This is a genomic window from Sphingobium cyanobacteriorum (assembly GCF_030580935.1).
Classification (GTDB): domain Bacteria; phylum Pseudomonadota; class Alphaproteobacteria; order Sphingomonadales; family Sphingomonadaceae; genus Sphingobium; species Sphingobium cyanobacteriorum.
Map to the genome: position 1 here is coordinate 435,147 of NZ_JAUQOM010000002.1, position 19,167 is coordinate 454,313.

General features: G+C 65.0%; 18 protein-coding genes. 11 read left to right on the forward strand and 7 right to left on the reverse strand.

Features of this window, described 5'->3' with window-relative positions; all coding sequences use genetic code 11:
* Positions 1-12: 12 nt before the first annotated feature.
* The 3 genes from Q4610_RS07065 to Q4610_RS07075 all read left to right on the forward strand — a co-directional run bounded on the left by Q4610_RS07065 (position 13) and on the right by Q4610_RS07075 (position 4,511).
* Positions 13-1,476 carry an aldehyde dehydrogenase family protein gene (locus tag Q4610_RS07065; protein WP_304535280.1) on the forward strand — a complete coding sequence of 488 codons (1,464 nt, stop codon included), beginning with the start codon at positions 13-15 and terminating at the stop codon, positions 1,474-1,476.
* Positions 1,477-1,615: 139 nt separating this feature from the next.
* Complete coding sequence (locus Q4610_RS07070) at positions 1,616-3,199, forward strand: GMC family oxidoreductase (protein ID WP_304535281.1); 1,584 nt, start codon at positions 1,616-1,618, stop codon at positions 3,197-3,199.
* Positions 3,200-3,290: 91 nt separating this feature from the next.
* Entirely contained in the window at positions 3,291-4,511 is a 1,221-nt protein-coding gene (locus Q4610_RS07075; protein ID WP_304535282.1) for an MFS transporter, read from the forward strand.
* A gap of 364 nt (positions 4,512-4,875) precedes the next feature.
* Here the strand turns inward: Q4610_RS07075 and Q4610_RS07080 are convergent, their stop codons facing one another.
* Complete coding sequence (locus Q4610_RS07080; RefSeq protein WP_304535283.1) at positions 4,876-7,266, reverse strand: TonB-dependent receptor; 2,391 nt, start codon at positions 7,264-7,266, stop codon at positions 4,876-4,878.
* A 253-nt stretch (positions 7,267-7,519) separates the two neighbouring features.
* Here Q4610_RS07080 and Q4610_RS07085 point away from each other — a divergent pair, with 253 nt between their 5' ends.
* Positions 7,520-7,888 (forward strand): BlaI/MecI/CopY family transcriptional regulator, encoded by a 369-nt coding sequence (locus Q4610_RS07085; protein ID WP_304535284.1) that lies wholly within the window; start codon positions 7,520-7,522, stop codon positions 7,886-7,888.
* Positions 7,885-9,483 (forward strand): M56 family metallopeptidase, encoded by a 1,599-nt coding sequence (locus Q4610_RS07090; protein WP_304535285.1) that lies wholly within the window; start codon positions 7,885-7,887, stop codon positions 9,481-9,483. The genes Q4610_RS07085 and Q4610_RS07090 overlap by 4 nt, the downstream gene beginning before the upstream one ends.
* Positions 9,484-9,563: 80 nt before the next feature.
* Here Q4610_RS07090 and hemW read toward each other — a convergent pair whose 3' ends face one another.
* Positions 9,564-10,739: a radical SAM family heme chaperone HemW gene (hemW, locus tag Q4610_RS07095; protein WP_304535286.1), complete on the reverse strand. Its 1,176-nt coding sequence runs from the start codon at positions 10,737-10,739 to the stop codon at positions 9,564-9,566.
* Here hemW and Q4610_RS07100 point away from each other — a divergent pair.
* Positions 10,738-11,391, forward strand: coding sequence for a CAP domain-containing protein (locus tag Q4610_RS07100; protein ID WP_304535287.1), 654 nt, complete (start codon positions 10,738-10,740; stop codon positions 11,389-11,391). The genes hemW and Q4610_RS07100 overlap by 2 nt on opposite strands.
* Positions 11,392-11,461: 70 nt before the next feature.
* On the opposite strand, the gene rdgB is transcribed toward Q4610_RS07100, so the two are convergent.
* Positions 11,462-12,091 carry an RdgB/HAM1 family non-canonical purine NTP pyrophosphatase gene (rdgB, locus tag Q4610_RS07105; RefSeq protein WP_304535288.1) on the reverse strand — a complete coding sequence of 210 codons (630 nt, stop codon included), beginning with the start codon at positions 12,089-12,091 and terminating at the stop codon, positions 11,462-11,464.
* Positions 12,092-12,218: 127 nt separating this feature from the next.
* Complete coding sequence (gene rph / locus Q4610_RS07110) at positions 12,219-12,935, reverse strand: ribonuclease PH (RefSeq protein WP_304535289.1); 717 nt, start codon at positions 12,933-12,935, stop codon at positions 12,219-12,221.
* Between the two features lie 143 nt (positions 12,936-13,078).
* Between rph and Q4610_RS07115 the strand changes: the two genes are divergently transcribed.
* The 5 genes from Q4610_RS07115 to Q4610_RS07135 all read left to right on the forward strand — a co-directional run bounded on the left by Q4610_RS07115 (position 13,079) and on the right by Q4610_RS07135 (position 16,368).
* Positions 13,079-13,588, forward strand: coding sequence for a DUF6438 domain-containing protein (locus tag Q4610_RS07115; protein ID WP_304535290.1), 510 nt, complete (start codon positions 13,079-13,081; stop codon positions 13,586-13,588).
* A 31-nt stretch (positions 13,589-13,619) separates the two neighbouring features.
* Positions 13,620-14,663 (forward strand): heat-inducible transcriptional repressor HrcA, encoded by a 1,044-nt coding sequence (gene hrcA, locus Q4610_RS07120; RefSeq protein WP_304535291.1) that lies wholly within the window; start codon positions 13,620-13,622, stop codon positions 14,661-14,663.
* Positions 14,660-15,214, forward strand: coding sequence for a nucleotide exchange factor GrpE (gene grpE / locus Q4610_RS07125; protein ID WP_304535292.1), 555 nt, complete (start codon positions 14,660-14,662; stop codon positions 15,212-15,214). Before hrcA ends, grpE begins: the two co-directional genes overlap by 4 nt.
* 209 nt (positions 15,215-15,423) lie before the next feature.
* Entirely contained in the window at positions 15,424-16,077 is a 654-nt protein-coding gene (locus tag Q4610_RS07130; protein ID WP_304535568.1) for a PadR family transcriptional regulator, read from the forward strand.
* A gap of 3 nt (positions 16,078-16,080) precedes the next feature.
* Complete coding sequence (locus Q4610_RS07135) at positions 16,081-16,368, forward strand: DUF2218 domain-containing protein (protein WP_304535293.1); 288 nt, start codon at positions 16,081-16,083, stop codon at positions 16,366-16,368.
* 271 nt (positions 16,369-16,639) lie between these two features.
* Here the strand turns inward: Q4610_RS07135 and Q4610_RS07140 are convergent, their stop codons facing one another.
* From Q4610_RS07140 to Q4610_RS07150, 3 genes are all read right to left on the reverse strand, one after another.
* The gene (locus tag Q4610_RS07140; RefSeq protein ID WP_304535294.1) at positions 16,640-18,076 is read right to left on the reverse strand and encodes an ammonium transporter; all 1,437 of its coding nucleotides are present in this window, start codon (positions 18,074-18,076) and stop codon (positions 16,640-16,642) included.
* Positions 18,077-18,089: 13 nt separating this feature from the next.
* The gene (locus Q4610_RS07145) at positions 18,090-18,428 is read right to left on the reverse strand and encodes a P-II family nitrogen regulator (protein ID WP_004209785.1); all 339 of its coding nucleotides are present in this window, start codon (positions 18,426-18,428) and stop codon (positions 18,090-18,092) included.
* Positions 18,429-18,582: 154 nt separating this feature from the next.
* Complete coding sequence (locus tag Q4610_RS07150; protein ID WP_304535295.1) at positions 18,583-19,158, reverse strand: DUF924 family protein; 576 nt, start codon at positions 19,156-19,158, stop codon at positions 18,583-18,585.
* Between the last annotated feature and the right edge of the window lie 9 nt (positions 19,159-19,167).

Below are 19,167 nucleotides of genomic sequence, written 5' to 3' on the forward strand. Positions count from 1 at the left end.
GGGAATAGGAACATGATCGCACATCCCGATCCGGCTTCGCTCCCCCGGCGCGCGCTCCTCATCGGCGATCAGCGCCTGGACAGCGCGAGCGGCGGCACGCACACGCATGTCTATCCCGCCACCGGCAAGCCGACAGCCGACGTGCCATTGGCGGGGGTACAGGAAATCGATGCCGCCGTCGCCGCCGCGCGCAGGGCTGCCCCACTCTGGGCCGGAATGCCGCGCGACCAGCGCCGTGACTGCCTGATCCGGCTGGCCCATCTGCTGCGCGAGAATGCCGACGAACTGATCCGGCTGTCGGTCATCGACAACGGCATTGTCGTCAGCACCCAGCAATATGGGCCGCATGTCGCCGCGGACCTGTTGCTCTACAATGCGGGGTGGACGGACAAGATTGGCGGTGACGTGATCGCCACCTGGCCGGGCGACGCGCTCGACTATACGCTGGACGAACCCTATGGCGTCGTCGCCGTGATCATCCCGTGGAACGGCCCGGTCTATGCGCTGGGCATGGTGCTTGCCCCGGCCCTGGCCGCAGGGAACGCCATCGTGGTCAAGCCCCCTGAACTGGCGCCCTATGCGGCGTTGCGTTTTGGTGAATTATGCCTGGAGGCGGGGCTGCCCGCCGGAACCGTCAACATCGTGCCCGGCGGTCCCGAAGCGGGCGCAGCGCTGACCGGACATGCCGGCATCGACAAGATCAGCTTCACCGGCAGCGGCACGACGGCGCGGCATATTCTTGCCTCCGCCCAGAAGCATCTGACGCCTGTACAGCTTGAACTGGGCGGCAAGTCCGCGTCGATCGTGTTCGACGATGCTGATCTTGATGCCTTTGCCCGGCTTGGCCTCGCGGGGATCGTGAACAATAGCGGGCAGGGCTGTATCAATCCCACCAGGCTGCTGGTGCAGCGCGGCATTTACGCGCAGGTGCTGGAACGGCTTTCCGCTGCGGTCGGGGCTTTGTCGGTCGGTGATCCGACCGATCCCGCCACGGTGTTCGGTCCGGTAATCGATGACCGGGCCGTCACGCGCATCATGGGCATGATCGACCGGGCGAAGGCGGACGGCGCCCGCCTGATCGCGGGCGGCGAACGCCTTGGCGGCGATCTGGCCGACGGGTATTTCATCCAGCCGACGATCTTTGCCGATGTCGCGCACATGTCGGAACTGTCGCAGTGCGAAGTGTTCGGGCCAGTTCTGGCGGTGTTGCCCTTCGACACCGAAGAAGAAGCGATCGCCATGGCCAATGATACCGAATTCGGTCTTGCAGGCTATATCTGGACGGAAAATCTGAAGCGCGCCCACCGTTGCGCGCGCGCGCTGGTGGCTGGCAATATCTGGGTCAACGGCTTTACCGGCATTCCTGGGGCGGCTCCGTTCGGCGGCGTTGGAGAGAGCGGGGTCGGCCGTCTTGGCGGGCGGCACGGCATCCAGGAATTTCTGCGGCCCAAGAATATCTGGATCGCGCTGGACTAGAGCATCGTGCGGAAAAGCGGGAACCGGTTTCCCGCCAAAACGATGCGAAAACAAGAAACCGGAGCGCGCTGCGTCCGATTGAACGCAGCGCGCTCCGGAATTCTGCATCGGCAGAAGCGGACGTGACGGGAGTGAATGCGTGATCGAGCAGGCTGATGTCATCATCATCGGGTCGGGTAGTGCCGGCGCAGTGCTGGCCGCGCGGCTGAGCCAGGACCCCGATGTGCGCGTTCTGCTGCTGGAAGCCGGCCAGGATCGGTCGAAGGAATTGTTCGTGCGGATGCCGGCCGGCTCGTTCGCCATGATGCAGCGCGCGCGCTATGACTGGTCCTATCTGACCGAACCCGATCCGACGATCGGGGGCCGCGCCACCGCCTGGTCCGGCGGCAAAATGCTCGGCGGGTCAAGCGCGATCAACGGCATGGTCTATGTCAGGGGCAACCGGCAGGATTATGACCGCTGGGTGGCGGATGGAGCGACCGGATGGGGCTGGGACGCCATGCTGCCCTATTTCCTGCGCTCGGAACAGTTTACTGGTCCTGCAAGCCAGTGGCACGGCCGTCACGGGCCGATGCTGGTCGGCCCCGCCAATGTGCGCCACCCGATCTGCGACTCGGTGATCGGTGCGTTCGAAGCCTGCGGCGTGCCGCATCTGGACGAATATTGCGCGGGCGATCAGTTCGGCGTCTATGATATCGTCACGACCGCTGCGAAAGGCGCTCGCCGCAGCACGGCCGAAGCGTTTCTGACGGAGGCGCGCCGTCGGCCCAATCTGACGATCCTCACCAACGCGATGGTGGACAAGGTACTGATCGAACAGGGGCGCGCCGTCGGTGTCCGGGCGCTCGTGAACGGCCGGATGCAGCAATTCGGCGCGCATGAAGTCATCGTTTCGGCAGGGACACTGCAAAGCCCGGCCGTGCTGATGCGGTCCGGCATCGGCCCTGCGGCGCATTTGCAGGACATGGGCATTCCGGTTCTGGCAGACCTGCCGGTGGGTCGGAACCTGCACGATCATAGCGGGGTGTCGACCAGCCGCTTCATCGACATGCCGACCTATAACAGCCCCTTTGGTCCCTGGACGATCGGCAAGAACCTGGTGCGCTGGCTGATCCGCAAGGATGGCCCGATGGCAAGCGCCGCGGTGCATGTCATGGCCGGTCTCAAGTCCGATCCGTCTCTGGACGAAGCCGATATCTCCGTGAGCATGCTGGCCCTTGCCGTCGATACCAGCAACGGAGCGCCCCGGATGGCCAAGCGGCCCGGCATCACGATCGGCGGCAGCAACATGCGCCCGCGCAGCCGGGGCGAGATACGTCTGCGCAGCACGGACCCGCGCGACAAGCCGATCATCGACCACCGCCTTCTGTCCGACGAGAGCGACCTTGAGCGCCTGCTCTTCTTCCTCAAGTTCATCGATACGGTCTGGGCGTCCGATCCTCTTGCCAGCCATGTGACCGGACTCAATTCGCCGGACCGCGCATTCGGCAACGACGATGAACGGCGCGACTGGATCAGGTCGATGGTCGGGATCGGCTATCACCCGGTCGGCACCTGCCGGATGGGCGGCGCCGACAGCGTGTGCGACCCGGACCTGCGGGTACGCGGGATAGCCGGGCTGCGCGTCTGCGATGCTTCCGTCATGCCGCAGGTCGTGTCCGGCAACACCAACGCCGCTACCATCGCCATAGCCGAACGGGCGGCCGACCTCATGCGTGGCTGAATGCTGTCGTGCACCACGGCCGGTTCAGCCCTCATGAGGCCGCAGATGCCCTCGATCTCCCTCTGCTTCCGTGCTGCCGCACCATGAAAGGATGATGATGGCCTCTGCGGGCAACGAATGGCGGTTGCACTGGCGACCTTTGCTGGCATCGTCGGTCGGGGTGGCAACCGGCTTTTCGATGCTGCAATTTACCACCAGCCTTTTCATTCAGCCCTGGCAAGCGGAATTCGGATGGTCGCGGGGGCAGATCGCGGCGGCGCACAATGGCATGATCCTGACCGCCTTGCTGTCGCCCTTTGCCGGCGCGCTGCTCGATCGGGTGGGGGTACGCCGTCCGTTGCTGATCGCAATCTGCATAACCGCCGCCGCCTATCTCGCGATGACGGGACTGACTGGTTCCCTCACGCAATTCTATGCCACCTATCTGCTGCTGCAAGTGGCGGGGATTTTCACCACCGGCCTTGTATTCACGCGCGTCGTCGCTGCGCGCTTCATTCGATCCCGTGGCCTGGCGCTGGCCTGCACGCGGATCGGCATCTCGCTGCTGGGCATGGTCCTGCCGGCGCTGTTGCATGGCCTGATCGCGTCGGAAGGCTGGAGGGCGGGCTTTCTGCTGCTCGCGGCCATCATGCTGCTGATCGGCCTGCCCGTCTGCTTCTTTGGCATAGCCGATACCGCCCCGGCCGTTGAGGAAGAGCATCCCGCACAACGCGCGCCATCCTTCCTGGCGCTGGTAGCCGGCAATCGGCGCGTCGTCATTCTCTGCCTGGCCGCCGCATGCGCCTATGCCCCGCTTGGAGCCTTGCTCAGCCAGTTCCAGCCGCTGTTGACCGAACGCGGGATCGCGGCGGGGGATGCGGCCAGTCTTATCGGCCTGCTTGCCGGGTCTGTGCTGGTCGGCACCCTGTTGTCCGGCGTGCTGGTCGATCGGATCTGGGCGCCGATGATCGCCTGCCTGTTCAGCATAGGGCCGCTGATCGGGTGTCTCATTCTCATGCAACCCGTGGTCAGCCTGCCGATGGCGGCGACCGCCGCCGTGCTGATCGGCATGGCGCAGGGCGCGGAAATCGACATTGTGGCCTATCTGTCCGCCCGCTATTTTGGGATGCGCCACTATTCGACCATCTATGGCAGCACCATCATGGCGATGGCGCTCATGTCGGTCGTGGGGCAGGTCGGGATCGGCTATCTTTATGATCGCACCGGCGGCTACAATGCCGCGCTGTTGCCGATTATGGCGGTGCTGCTTGCATCTGCGGTCTGCTATCTGTCGCTGGGACGCTACCCAAAGCCTGATCCCGCGCGGCTGTGACGGTCGGGACGGGTGCCGGGCAATGGCGCGCGCCATCCCGGATATCCCGGTCAGCACGGAAAACAGGCCCCATCCTGCTTGAACGCACGCACCATGATGGTGGCTCCGGTCGCCGCGCGCCTGTCCTCGTTGCTCAAAGGCGGCATGGACGCCATCTCATCGCATATGGAGCGGGATGACGTCGGATCGACCCACGCCGCCTTCGGCCCGCTGCGCTTGCAAGGACGACCCGAAACTACGTCATCGGACTCTGGAAAGGCAAAGCAGAAGCGGCCGATCCGCCTGTACCGGATCGGCCGCTTCTTCTTTTTGCCTTCCGTCGATTGTCGCGTCATCAGATGTGTCCATCCGATGACGCATCGCTTCAGAAGCGCATCGTTGCTTCCAGGCCGTAGGTGCGCGGTGGCGACAGGATGGCCATCGATCCCGGCGCCGTGAACACGGGATAGGCCGTGTCGAAAATATTCTTCATATAATAGGATATCATGAAGTTGGTCGGCCCCACTTCAATATCCTGAAGCGAAATTCTGGCATTGGCCACGTTCCGCTTCATCGGGTGCGCATAGCTGTTCTTGGGAACGCGGACTGTCGAGTTGAATGCGTCAGCCCAGCTATAGTCCATGTGGAATGCAAACCGGGCATTGCCAAGGTCGGGCGAAAGATAGTCGAACGTGACCGTGCCACTGTTGCGGGGAAGGTTGGGAATGAAGAAGTTCGCCGTCGGGTCGATCCCGGCAAGACGATCGGCGGGAAGTGTGCCAGTCAGATGCGCGTAGGTTGCACCGAGCGTCAGGCCCCTTGCAGGGCTGATCGTCAATTCCGCCTCCAGCCCCTTCACCGGCGCAGATCCCGGAACGTTGATGGTGGCAGTCGCGGCCGGATCGGTCGGACTGACCTGTACCGTAAGCTGCCGGCCGCTGATTTCGTTGCGGAACGCGGAAAGGTTCAGGATCACGCGACGATCCATGAACGATGATTTCAGGCCGAGTTCATAGGCTTTGTTCACTTCGGCGCCGAACGATCCGAATTTCGGATCGCGAATGCCGGCCCCGCCTGCGCGATAGGCCTGGGCATAGCGGGCATAGGCATTGACTGTCGGCGCTACGTCATAGGCGATGGTCATTGCCGGATCGAACCGCTTCTCCTCGAACAAGCGGTTGATCGGGCCGACCGGCAATCCGCCGAACAACGTTCTGGCCGCTGTCTTGCGATCATTCGTGTACCGCACGCCGGGCGTGATGTGCAGGCGGCCATCGGCGAAATCCGGCGTCCAGGTGAACTGCGCGAACGCGGCATAGGACCGTGACCTGGCGCTCTGGTTGCTGGCGCCCTGATTGGGGAAAGGCAGGCTGAACGGGTTGGTGCCGACGAAATCGGTAAAGGCCCCGTCCTTGCCGCTGTCCAGGAATACGCCATTGAAAAACGTCTGTCGGTTGTCCGTTACCCGTTCACGGAAGAAATAACCGCCCACGACCCACTCCAGCGTATCGGTCGAACCGATCAACTGCAATTCCTGGCTGAACTGGTTCTGTCGCAGTTCGGCATAGGGCACGACGCCGGTAACAGCGTAGATGGATGCCGTGCTGTCGACGGTGCCCAATGCGCCGAAACGCGGGTCAGGGCGCAGCGCGGCGGCCGGAAGCGGGCGGTTCAGGCCCGGCGTGAATTCGAACGGAACCAGCGAATAGGCACCGTTCAGCGTCTGCGATCCGCTGCTGCGGACACGGCGCCAGGCGGTGATTGATTTGACCGTGATGTCGTCCGAAACCTCATATTGGGCTGTCAGCGTGTGCCCCTGCGTCTTGACGATGAACGGTTCGTTGAACATCGGTGCGTAGCTGGTATCCGTACGCTTGCTGATGCTTTCGATGCCGCGCGCCTTGTTGCGGTAAGTGGCCGGCAAGACGAAGCCGGGTGGCACCGGATTGGGGGCGACCAGCACATGCCAGTCTCCGACGCTTTCCGTCTTGGCATTGTCATAGGCATAGTCGATCGTCGCGCCATCGACCGGCTTCCAGCGGACCGAAACCCGATAACCCCTGTTGTCGAGGGCGCCAAAGTCTCTCTGCTGCGCCAGGCCGGCCACGCGGGCGGTGCCATTCTTTGTATAGCCATCAAGATTGGTGTCGAGATAATCGATCTTGACGGCGAAGCCCGCAATTTCAGGCAGATTGATGTGCGCCTCATATCGCCGCTGGCCGTAATTGCCGATGCCCAGCTTCACCCGGCCGCCAAATTCTCCGGTAGGTTTGCTGGTTACGATCCGAACGGCACCACCTTCTGCATTGCGACCAAACAGGGTGCCCTGCGGCCCGCGCAGCACTTCGATGCGCTCAGGGTCGGAAAGCTCGGTGCCAAGGCCCTGAGAGCGGCCGAGATAGACGTCATCCAGATAGATCGCCACGCCCAGTTCGGCGGTGCCCTGCGTCGGATCGGGGTTGGATATGCCGCGCATGTCGAAAATCAGGGATTGCGCCGCACCGGCAAATGGCTGGGCCGAAAGGCCCGGCGGCGGCACGCTGACCAGGTCGCTCAGCGTGTTGATGCCCTTGGCCTGCAGGGCTTGCGCCGTCAATGCCGTGATGGCGATCGGAACCTTTTGCAGGTTCTGCTCGCGTTTCTGGGCGGTAACGATGATTTCGTCGATCCCGGCACTTGTAACGGCTGGCGTGGCAGGCGCGGGATTGCTCTGTGCGATGGCGGCGGCCGGCATGGCTGCGCTGCAAAGCAACAGGACTTTTAGCATGTCTTTCATGGTTCCTCCCCAAAATTGCCGCTGATACGGCTGGGGGTGAATTTAGCATGTCCATGGAAATAAGAAACCTGACTTAATCCCTGCCATGGCGATCCGGCGTGCCCAGCGCATATGCGATGTGCCGCGGCGCCTTGGTCCGGGCGGAACAGCAAGCGCACGGCCTGGGGTCGCGCGATGGCGGACCTGTTGACTACAACTGTAATCGGTGCGACTACATCTGTGGTTGTCAAACAGGCGAGTCGGGTTCGGGTCAGTGAGCGAGAAGATCAGCGAAGCGGAACTGGTGGTGATGGAGGCGCTGTGGGAAACCGCGCCGCAGACCGCCAATGAAGTCGCCGATCGCGTGTCGGCCGACCGCGACTGGAGCCTCCAGACCGTCAAGACCTTGTTGTCGCGGCTGATGGCCAAGGACATTATCGCCGCCGATCAGGATGGCCGTCGCTTCCTCTACCGCCCCAGGATCGCGCGTGACGATTATGTCGCGGGCGAATCCGGGCGGCTGGTGAACCGGCTGTTCGGCGGCCGGGTGTCGCCGCTGGTCGCCCAGTTGGCGAGCCAGGACCAGTTGACGGCGGAGGATATCGCCGAACTTGAGGACATCCTGAAAGGGCTGAAGTCATGACTGTCTGGATCGCCGAAACGCTGATCGCCACCACATTGCTGATGGCGCTGGTGATGCTGTTGCGGCGGCCGGTGGCGCGCTGGCTGGGGGCAGGGGCGGCCTATCTGCTCTGGGTGCTGCCGCTGGCGCGGATGGTGCTGCCGACCTTGCCGTCCGATGTCGATCCTTCCCCGCTGCATGTCGCGGTCGATCAGGTCGGCCTGCCCGACATGCTGGGCGGGGGCGCGCCGGTCGCAACGGTCGCGACCGCCGGTTCGGCCATCCCCTGGCTGGAGATGCTCATCGCGCTCTGGTTCGCCGGCATGGTCGTTTTCCTGATCGTTCAGGCGGCCGGCTATGCGCGCTTTCGCCGCCATATGCTGGCTGGCGCGACGCTGATCGGGGAGGAAGGCCGCATCCGCCTGATCACCAGTCCCCATGCGTCCGGGCCGCTCGCCTTCGGGGTCGTGCGCCCTTATATCGTCCTGCCCGCCGATTTCGCGCTGCGCTACGACGCGCAGGAACAGGATATGGCGATCGCGCATGAGCGCGCGCATCATGAGCGGGGCGACCTGACCGCCAACATGATCGCGCTGCTGCTCTTGGCGATCCACTGGTGCAACCCGGTCGCCTGGATTGCCTACCGCGCCTATCGCGCCGACCAGGAAAGCGCCTGCGACGCGCGTGTTCTGTCGCTCTACGGCCGCGAACAGGCCCATGCCTATGGTCGCGCCATCCTGAAGGCGGCGGGCGGGCGGCAGTTCGCCGGCGCCTGTCATCTCACCCGCATCAATGCCCTCAAGGGGAGGCTGAAAATGCTGTCCAATCATGATGTTTCGCTTCAGCGGATAAGCTGGGGCATGGCCGCCGTCGCACTCGTCACCGCCACGGGTCTTGCACTCACCGCATCGGGCAGCCGCGCCGCGCAGCAGATGGCGGCGATCACGGACAGGGTGGAAAGCGCCGACTTCGCCAAATTGTCCGGCCTGGTGTCGCAACCTGCCGTGGCGGCCGGGCCGACGGTCGCCGACGTGCCCGCCGTTCCCGCAGCGCCGCCGGCGCCTGCCGTCGATCCATGGCCGGCGCCTGTCGCTCCGTCCGCGCCGATGGTGCCGGCCGCTGACATGATCGCGCCCGTCCCGCCGGTTCCGCCCGTCACCGTGCGTCAGGAAAAGGACCATGTCACCGTCACCCATGCGGACGGCCGGGTCGAAACCCGCCGCATCCCGACCGATGCGGACATTGCCCGCATGGTGCCAGTGGTCGATGTCCGTACAGGGTGCGAAGGCGGCGACACGACCACCCGCAGCGAGAGCGTGGACACCGATGGCCGCCGCCATATCCGCGTGCGGATTTGCACCAGGGCAATCGAGCAGGCGGCCCGGCGCGCCGCCGACAGGGCTGCTGCCCAGGCCGATCGGGCGGCACGCACGGCCGACCGCGACATGGCCAATGCCGATCGCGCGGCCCGCATGGCCCATGTCGCGGCGCTCAGCAGCCTGCGCACGGCGCGCGCGCAGATTGCGCGCAACATGTCCATGCCCGCCGACGCCCGCGCGGAAGCGCTGCGTGACATCGACCAGTCGATCGCGGAGATTCGCGCAGAACAGGATTAGACTGTGATGACGTCAACGGGCTTCGTCACTACAGGATTGCGCGCGCAGCGAGGCAATCCATTGTCGCCCCCCATATTGTCCTAGACAGCCACCACTTCCGGCAAAATCGCATCCAGCAGCAACATGCCCGCCGGGGCCACCTGCAACCGGCTGCCGGTCAGGCGAACAAGGCCAAGGCCGGTCAGTTGCGCGATCGCCCGTTCGTCAACCAGTCGGCTTGACCTCACCCCGGCCATGGCCGCGATGCGATCCAGGTCCACGCCTTCGCCCAGCCGCAATCCCATGAGCAGCGCTTCGCGCGCCCGGTCCTCGCCTGACAGCGGCACTTCGCTCTGGGCGCCATGGCCGTTGCGCCCGACCGCGCCCATCCAGTTTTCCGGCTTCTTGTGGCGCATCGTCGCCATGCCGCCGCGCCGCCCATGCGCGCCCGGCCCGATCCCGGCATAGTCGCCATAGCGCCAGTAGGTCAGGTTATGGCGACTTTCCTGGCCGGGCCGGGCATGGTTGCTGATCTCATAGGCGGGGATGCCTGCCGCGTTCGTCATCGCCTGCGTCCGTTCATAGAGGGTCGCGCCATGGTCCGGGTCGGCGGGGACCAGCTTGCCCTGCGCCACCAGCGTGGCAAAGCGCGTGCCCGGCTCGATGGTGAGCTGATAGAGCGAGAGATGCCCGGTGCCGAACGACAGGGCACGGGCCAGTTCCGCCGCCCACTCCGCCTCGCTCTGGCCAGGGCGGGCGTAGATAAGGTCGAAGCTCACCCGGTCGAACAGGCGCTGCGCCGTGTCGAGCGCGGCCAGGCCTTCGTCCACATCATGCGCGCGGCCCAGGAAATGCAGCGCCTCATTGTCGAGCGCCTGCAACCCCAGCGACACCCGGTTCACCCCGGCGGCGGCGATGTCGGCAAAGCGCGCCGCTTCGACCGAATTGGGGTTCGCCTCCAGCGTGATCTCCATGTCCGGGGTGAAGCCCCAGTGGCGCTGCGCCGCCATGATCAGGGTTTCGACCAGCGCGGGCGGCATCAGCGATGGCGTGCCGCCGCCAAAGAAGATGGAGGAGAGCGGGCGGCCTGCGGTCAGCGCCGCTTCATGCGCCATGTCCGCCAGCAGCGCGCCGCGCCACGCTTCAACATCTATGCCGTCGCGGACATGACTGTTAAAATCGCAATAGGGACATTTGGATACGCAAAAGGGCCAGTGAATATATAGGGCCTGTGCGTCGGCGGATGCTGGCGGATTTTGGGGGGAATGAGACGACATGGCTGGGGGCAGCCCTAAACCGATTCTGCGCGCGGGGCTATGGGCTGCGCTGATCTTCGCGAACGGGGCGCAGGCGGCGTCGGATGGCGTGGCCACACCCCCTGCCGCACCCCAAAGCGTGGTGATGCCGGCATCTTATTATGGCATGGAAGAAGCGCCGCGCGGTGACGCCCTGCTGCGCGCGGTGGTGCTCGACCTGCATAATGGCGAGCGCGCCGCACTGGGCCTGTCGCCGCTGGACTGGGATGCGGCGCTGGCGCAGGACGCTGCCCGCTACGCGGCCGAAATGGCGCGGACCGGCCAGTTCCGCCACTCGCCGCGCGCCGGGCGTGCCGTGCCCAGCGGTGAAAATCTGTGGATGGGGCCGCACCGCCTCTATGGCTATGACGTGATGGTCGGCGCGTTCCTGGCCGAACGCCACCTGTTCCGCCCCGATGGCAAGCTGCCCGATTTCAGCACCACCGGCCGCTGGCAGGATGTCGGCCATTATACGCAGATGATCTGGCGCGGCACCCGCCAGGTCGGCTGCGCCCTGGGCGAAGGCCCGCACTATGACTATCTTGTCTGCCGCTACTTCCCGGCCGGCAATGCGTTCGGCAAGGGGCCGCTGGACATGGACGACGCGCCGACACTGGCGAGTGCGGAGCGATAGCCCGGTTGCAATCTGTTCCCGCCTGCCTGTTCCCGCCTGCCTGTCCTCTTCTGCGCGGGCACGGAATATCTCAGAACACCGCGTCCACCATTTGCGCGAAGGCTTTGGCGCGGTGGCTCATGGCGTGCTTGGCGTCCGGGTCCATCTCGCCGAAGCTGATGTCATGGTCCAACGGCACGAACATCGGGTCGTAACCAAAGCCCCTGTCGCCGCGCGGCGGCCAGACCAGCGTTCCGTCGATCCGGCCTTCGAACGCTTCGACATGGCCGTCGGGCCAGGCGAGGGCGAGGGCGCAGATGAAATGGGCGTCATGGCCGGCATCCGGTCCCTTGGCCTCGATCCCGTCCCACACTTTGCGCATGGCCAGCGCGAAATCCTTGTCCGGCCCGGCCCAGCGCGCCGAAAACAGCCCTGGATCGCCGCCCAGCGCCTCGACGCACAGGCCGCTGTCGTCGGCCAGCGCGGGCAGGCCGGACAGGTCGGCGGCCTGCATCGCCTTCAACTCAGCGTTGGCGATGAAGGTGGTGCCGGTTTCCTCCGGTTCGGGCAGGTCCAGACTCGCGGCGGAAATCGGCTCGATCCCGTAGGGGCCAAGCAGCGCGGCGATTTCGCGCACCTTGCCCGGATTGTGGCTGGCGATCACCAGCTTGCCGGGGGCGAGTTTGCGGATCGCCTGTTCCTGTCCGAATTGGTCGCTCATCGCGTTACCCTATTTTATGCTTCGTCATCCCGGCGAACGCCGGGATCTCACTTTCTTTTCCACTGTAGAGCCGAAAGAAAAGCGGGATGCCAGTATTCGCTGGCATGACGGAGGTTTGTGTCGGCCTTTACCGGCCCGTCGCCGCGTCCTGTGCGGCAAAGATTTTCGCGCAGCCGATCCGCGCCAGCCGCAGCAGGCGGAGCAGCTCTTCCTCGTCATAGGCCGCGCCTTCGGCCGTCGCCTGCACTTCGGCGAACTTGCCGTCGCCGGTCAGGATCAGGTTGGCGTCCGTTTCGGCATTGCTGTCCTCGGCATAGTCGAGGTCGAGCACCGGCGTGCCTTCATAGATGCCGCAACTGATCGCCGCGACCTTCTGGATGATGGGATCTTCCTTGAGCGCGCCCGACGCCATCAGCTTGTCGACGGCGATGCGCAGCGCGACCCACGAGCCGGAAATCGCCGCCGTCCGCGTCCCGCCATCGGCCTGGATCACGTCGCAATCGATCACGATCTGGCGCTCGCCCAGCTTCTTCATGTCGACCACGGTGCGCAGCGAACGGCCGATCAGGCGCTGGATTTCCTGCGTCCGGCCCGACTGCTTGCCCTTGGCCGCCTCACGCGACCCGCGCGTGTGGGTTGCGCGGGGCAGCATCCCATATTCCGCCGTGACCCAGCCCGACCCCTTGCCGCGCAGGAAGGGCGGCACCTTGTCCTCGACCGATGCGGTGCACAGCACGCGGGTGTCGCCAAAGCTGACGAGGCAGCTCCCTTCGGCATGGATGGTGAAGCCAGGCTCCATGGTGATGTCGCGCATCTGGTCGGGCGCGCGGCCGGAAGGACGCATATTTTCTACTCCGAAGCGTTCAGAAGGCGGCCCGTCGCTGCGGATGCCGCCAATGCGCCAGGAAGCGCACTTGATGAGCCGCTTAGCGCCCGGCGCAGCGAGTTGCCAGTGTCCAGAGTGCGAATTGAACGATAAGAGGGGGTATGACGATAAAAATCCTGGCCCTGGCGGGGCTGTTCATGGTGACGGGGTGCATGGCGCAGCAGGATGGGCTGGAACCGCCCAGGGCGCCGGGCGATGTGATCCGCTTCACCGCCGGCCGCTGTTTCGGTGCGTGCCCGGCCTATACGGTGCAGGTGTCGCCCGACGGATCGGCGCTGCTGGAGCCGGAACGGTTCACGTCCGTTCCGGGGCCGACCCGCTTCACCGTGACGACGGCGCAATATCGCCGGCTGGTGGCGACGCTCGCGCCGCATCGCCCGGCGGCGGGCACGACGCAGGCGATTGCCCATGGCCGGAATTGCCAGCGGTTCGCCACCGACATGCCCAGCTACAGCATTGAATGGAGCCGGCCGGGGCAGGCGACGACGCGGCTGGACTATCAATCGGGCTGCATGGACCCGCAATATGGCAAGCTGCGCGTCGCGATCGCGGCCGTGCCCCGCATCCTCGACATGCAACCGATGCTCAATCCCAAGGCGGTTACGCCTTGAGCGCCGCTGTCGCCTTCCCTAGATAGAAGGCATGTCGGTCACGCCCATCTCCGAACTGAACGACCGTGCGCGCGATGTGTTTCGCGTGGTGGTGGAAAGCTATCTGGGCACCGGCCTGCCGGTGGGGTCGCGCACCATCAGCAAGATCGCCTCGCTCAGCCTGTCGCCCGCCTCGATCCGCAACGTGATGCAGGATCTGGAGGAACTGGGCCTGCTGGCCGCGCCGCACACCTCGGCCGGGCGGATGCCGACCGAAACGGGCCTGCGCCTGTTCGTCGATGGCATGATGCAGGCGGCCGAACCGTCGGCCGAAGAAAGGCGCGCGATCGAGGCGGGGATTGTCGAAAGCGGCCCGATCGAGGATGCCTTGTCCGCTGCGACCGCGACCCTGTCGGGCCTGTCCGCCTGCGCCGGCATCGTCATGGTGCCCAAGCGCGAGCCGGTGCTGCGCCAGTTCGGCTTCGTGCCGCTCAATGCGCGGCAGGCGCTCGCCGTGCTGGTGGGGCAGGACGGATCGGTCGAAAATCGCGTGCTCGATCTGCCCGAAGGGGTCAGCCCGGTGATGCTGAACGAAGCGGCCAATTTCATGTCGGCGCGCTTTGGCGGCATGACCCTGCGGCAGGCGGGGGAGGCGCTGGCGCGCGAGATGGAGATGGAACGCCATGCGCTCGACCACAGCGCGCGCGATCTGGTCGCGCGCGGCCTTGCGATCTGGTCGCACGATGCCGACGACCGGCCGGTGCTGATCGTGCGGGGCCAGTCGCACCTGCTGGACGATGGTGCGGCGGCCGATCTGGAGCGGGCGCGGCAATTGCTGGAACAACTGGAGGGCAAGCAGGAAATATTGGACCTGCTGCGCGGCGCGCTGGCGGGCAGCGCGACCAAAATCTTCATCGGCTCGGAAAACAAGCTCTTTTCCCTGTCGGGTTCTTCGGTCATAGCCGCGCCCTACCGTGGCGCGGACGGCCGGGTCGTCGGCGTGGTCGGCGTGATCGGCCCCACGCGCTTGAACTATGCGCGGGTGATCCCCATGGTGGATTTCACTGCACAGACGCTGTCGAGATTGATGAGATGAGCGAAGACAAACAGAATCTGGAAAATACCGAAGTCGTGGACATGCTGCCGGAAGAGGATGCGCCTGTGGCCGATGCCAATGCCGAACGCATTGCCGCGCTGGAGGCGGAACTCGCCACGGCCAAGCAGGATATTCTCTACGCCCATGCCGATACGCAGAATGTGCGCCGCCGGCTGGAAAAGGAACTGGCCGACGCGCGCGCCTATGCGGCGACCGCTTTCGCCCGCGATATATTGTCGGTTGCCGACAATCTCAGCCGCGCGCTGGCCGCCATTCCCGCCGACCTGCGCGAGGATGAAAAGCTCAAGGGGCTGGTCGTGGGTCTGGAAGCCACCGGGCGCGAACTGGACAGCATATTCGGCCGCAACGGCATCACGAAAATCGAATCGGTCGGCCAGCCGCTCGACCCCAACAAGCATCAGGCGATGATGGAAGTCCCGTCGGCCGACGCCGCGCCGGGCACGATCCTCATAGAGATGCAGGCCGGTTACATGATCAAGGACCGCCTGCTGCGCCCCGCCATGGTCAGCGTGGCCAAGGCGCCGGAGTGATCGGGGGCGGGGGCGATTGACCGCGGATTGTCGCGGCGATCGTCCCCCTCCTGCTGCCATGGCCCTTTGGACCCTGGCGCCGCGCCGCAAGGGGACGGGGCCACTGGCCTACATGCAGGACGATATAATTAAAATATATCGCAACTCTTGACGATCTCATTTTATAAGATATATCTCAAAGCATCATGACATATATGAAAGGTCAAATGATGCGACATATCCATTCTTCCCATGGCTGCCATCACGGCCATCACCCTCATCATCATGGCCTCCACGGCGGCCATGGCCGGTTTGCCTCGCCCGATGGCGTGCGCCGGGGCGGCGCCGGGCGGGATCCCTTTGGCGAGGACGGCCCACGGGGCGGAGATCGGGGCGGTGGCCGGGGCGGTCGCGGCGGCGGTCGCCGGCGGCTGTTCGACAATGAAACGCTGCGCCTGATCCTGCTCAAGCTGATCGCCGACGAACCCCGCCACGGCTATGAACTGATCCGCGCGATCGAGGCGCTGTCGGGCGAAGCCTATGCGCCCAGTCCCGGCGTCGTCTATCCGACGCTGACCATGCTGGCGGAAATGGAGTTGATTGCGGAGGAACCCAGTGAGGGCAGCCGCAAGCGTTTTGCCATTACCGATGCCGGCAAAGCCCAGATTGCCGAACGACAGGCCGGGCTGGACTTGGCGCTGGCCCGGCTGGCGGCGATGGCGCAGCAGGCGGAACGGGTCGATGGCGGGCCGGTGCGCCGGGCGATGCACAATCTGCGTTTCGCCATCCAGCAACGGCTGGAAAAGGAAGGGGCGGACAATCAGACCATGTTCGATGTCGCTGCCCTGATCGACGAAGCCGTCTCCAAAATCGAAAGGCTCTGATCCATGATCCTGACCGCAACTGTCGCCACCACCCATGGCAGCCGCTATCTCCAGCAGCTATGCAAGCATTGGAGCCACAAGTTCGAAACGCGCTTTGACGCTGAACAGGGCGTCATCGCCTTCCCCATGGGGGCGATCCGCATGGCGGCAAAGCCGCAGGCGCTGGTCGTGACGCTGGAACCCAATGCCGACGCCGATGTCGAACGGTTCAAGCAGGTCGTCGCCGACCATCTCGACCGCTTCGCCTTTCGCGAAGCGCCATTGCCGTTCGCCTGGACGCAAGCGGCATAGCCCCGCTTCCGTCAACTGCGCCTGACAAGGGGGGGCTGCTGCGACAGGCGCCGCACGAACGGCGGGGGTCTCCCGACAGGGTGACAGCCCTCGCCTGGCCTGCGTTCAGCCACCCCCGCTTACAGGGGGGCACATCAGTCGGCTTTGCAAAGCGCATCATGACCAAAAAAATAGGGCCGATGCTTTCGCATCGACCCCAAGGGATGTTCGCAGGAGGAACAAGGTGAGGCGGGCGGGCCGTATCCCAACCGGGCGGCCCGCCCTGCCAATCTCAATAATTGTAAGCGCGCTCGCCGTGGCTGGAGAGGTCCAGACCCTGCTGCTCGTCTTCCGCATTCGGACGCAGGCCGATGGTCTTGTCGATGACGAAGAAGAGGATGCCGCTCAGCACGCCCGAATAGACCAGGGTGAAGAGCACCGCCTTGATCTGCGTCACGACCTGGGTTGCGATCGAGTAGCTGTCGGCGTTGAAGCCGGCCGGGAACACGGTGTAGTCGAACACACCCTGGCCGCCCAGCGAGGGGGCCGCGACGATGCCGGTCGCGATCGCGCCGACGATGCCGCCGACACAGTGGACGCCGAACACGTCCAGACTGTCGTCATAGCCCAGCTTGCCCTTCACGAACGCCACGAACAGGTAGCAGACCGGCGACACGACGAAGCCCAGGACGATCGAGGTCATCGGCGCGCCCAGGCCAGCGGCCGGGGTGATCGCGACCAGGCCGGCGACCGCGCCGGTGACGGCGCCCAGCAGCGACGGCTTGCCATGGTGGAACTGTTCGACCAGCGCCCAGCTCACGGCCGCCGCGCAGGTGGCCAGCATGGTGTTGATGAAGGCGACGCCGGTGACGGCATTGGCTTCCAGGTTGGAACCGGCGTTGAAGCCGAACCAGCCGACCCACAGCAGGCTCGCGCCGATCATGGTCATGGTCAGCGAGTGCGGTGCCATCGGTTCCTTGGGGAAGCCGATCCGCTTGCCGATGATGAGGCAGCCGACCAGGCCGGCGATACCGGCGTTGATGTGGACGACCGTGCCGCCCGCGAAGTCGAGCGCGCCCCAGCCCCAGAGCAGGCCGGCGTCGGTCGGTGCGTCAGGCAGGAAGTCGGGGCCGGCCCAGTACCATACCATGTGCGCCATCGGGAAATAGACGATGGTGAGCCACAGCACGACGAACACCATCAGCGCCGAAAACTTCACACGTTCGGCAAAGGCGCCGACGATGAGGGCCGGGGTGATCATGGCGAACGTCATCTGGAACACCACGAACACCAGTTCGGGAAGATACAGATTGTTGCTGAAGGTCGCGGCATAGGTGGAGCTGCTGACGTTCATCAGGAACGCCTTGTCCAGCCCGCCGACCAGCCACGGCACCGGGGTGCTGGTGGAGGTGAAGGCCATCGAATAGCCCCAGCAGGCCCAGACCAGGCCCGCGACGGACACGATCATGAACACCTGCATCAGGACGCTCAGCATGTTCTTGGTGCGGACCAGGCCGCCGTAGAAGAGGGCGAGGCCGGGGATCGACATCATCAGCACCAGAGCGGCCGAAATCAGCATCCAGGCGACGTCGCCCTTGTTGACCATCGTGGCCATGGCGGCGGCGTCCGGCGCCTTGACCGGGCCGGCGGCGGCAAGCGCCGGGGATGCGGCGAGCAGGGACAGGCCTATCGCCCCCGCGACCCCGCAAAGTTTCTTGGAAAAGGTCATTATTTCCCCCTTCTTACAGCGCGGTTTCGCCGGTCTCGCCGGTGCGGATACGCACGGCCTGACCGACATCGAGGACGAATATCTTGCCATCGCCGATGGCGCCCGAATTGGCGGCCGCCTGGGTCGCTTCGACCACGCGCGGCGCAAGGTCGTCGTCGCAGACGACCTCGATCTTGATCTTCGGGACCATGTTGGTCGAATATTCGGCGCCGCGATAGATTTCGGTCTGCCCCTTCTGGCGGCCGAAGCCCTTCACTTCGCTGACCGTCATACCCGCGATGCCGAGCGAGGAGAGTGCCTCGCGGACATCGTCAAGCTTGAACGGCTTGATGATAGCCATGACAAGTTTCATGTCGCCCCCTTGATTGGTGTGCGGGGGACTACCAGCAAGAGCCGTGCCAAATTGCTAAGAGCGGGTTAATGCGGGCCTGGCGCGCGACGGGCCATGCTGCGCCGCCAAAAAAATGGGCAGCGTAACGACATTGCCTAAATTTTAGGCACTTCTTCTACCAGCCCGCGCCTTCCGCTGCGGCCTGGGCCTCTTCGGGCAGGCTCTTGCGGCCCAGCGCACCGTTGCGGTGCGGGAAACGGCCGAAGCGGGCGATGGTTGCATGATGGTCGCGCGCGAAACTGAGCGCGCGCGCGTCGCCGGCCCCTTCGAACAGGGTCAGCGACAGTTCCTGATCGGCGATCGCCTCGCTATGCATGAACGGCATGTAGAAGAACAGGCGCCCCGCGCCGCCAATCTGTATGTCATAGCCCAGCGCGATGGCGCCGCGCGCCACGTCGCGCGCCAGCGGGTCGGTCGCGAACGCCTGCGCCGTGCCGCGGAACATGTTGCGCGGCAACTGGTCGAACAGCAGGACGGCGGCCAGCGCGTCGTCCGCCCGGTCCAGGAACGTCTCGGCCGGCAGCGCCCGCTTTTCGCGCCACAATGGCGCGAACCGCGCGGCGCAGGTCCGGTCGAGCGCGGGATCATGGCTGTACCATCCCGTTTCGCCCACCTGATTGAACCAGAAATCGAGCAGCGCGGCCGCCCAGTCGGCGGTCACGGCATCATGGCTGTCGGTCAGCATGTTCATACAGGCTCA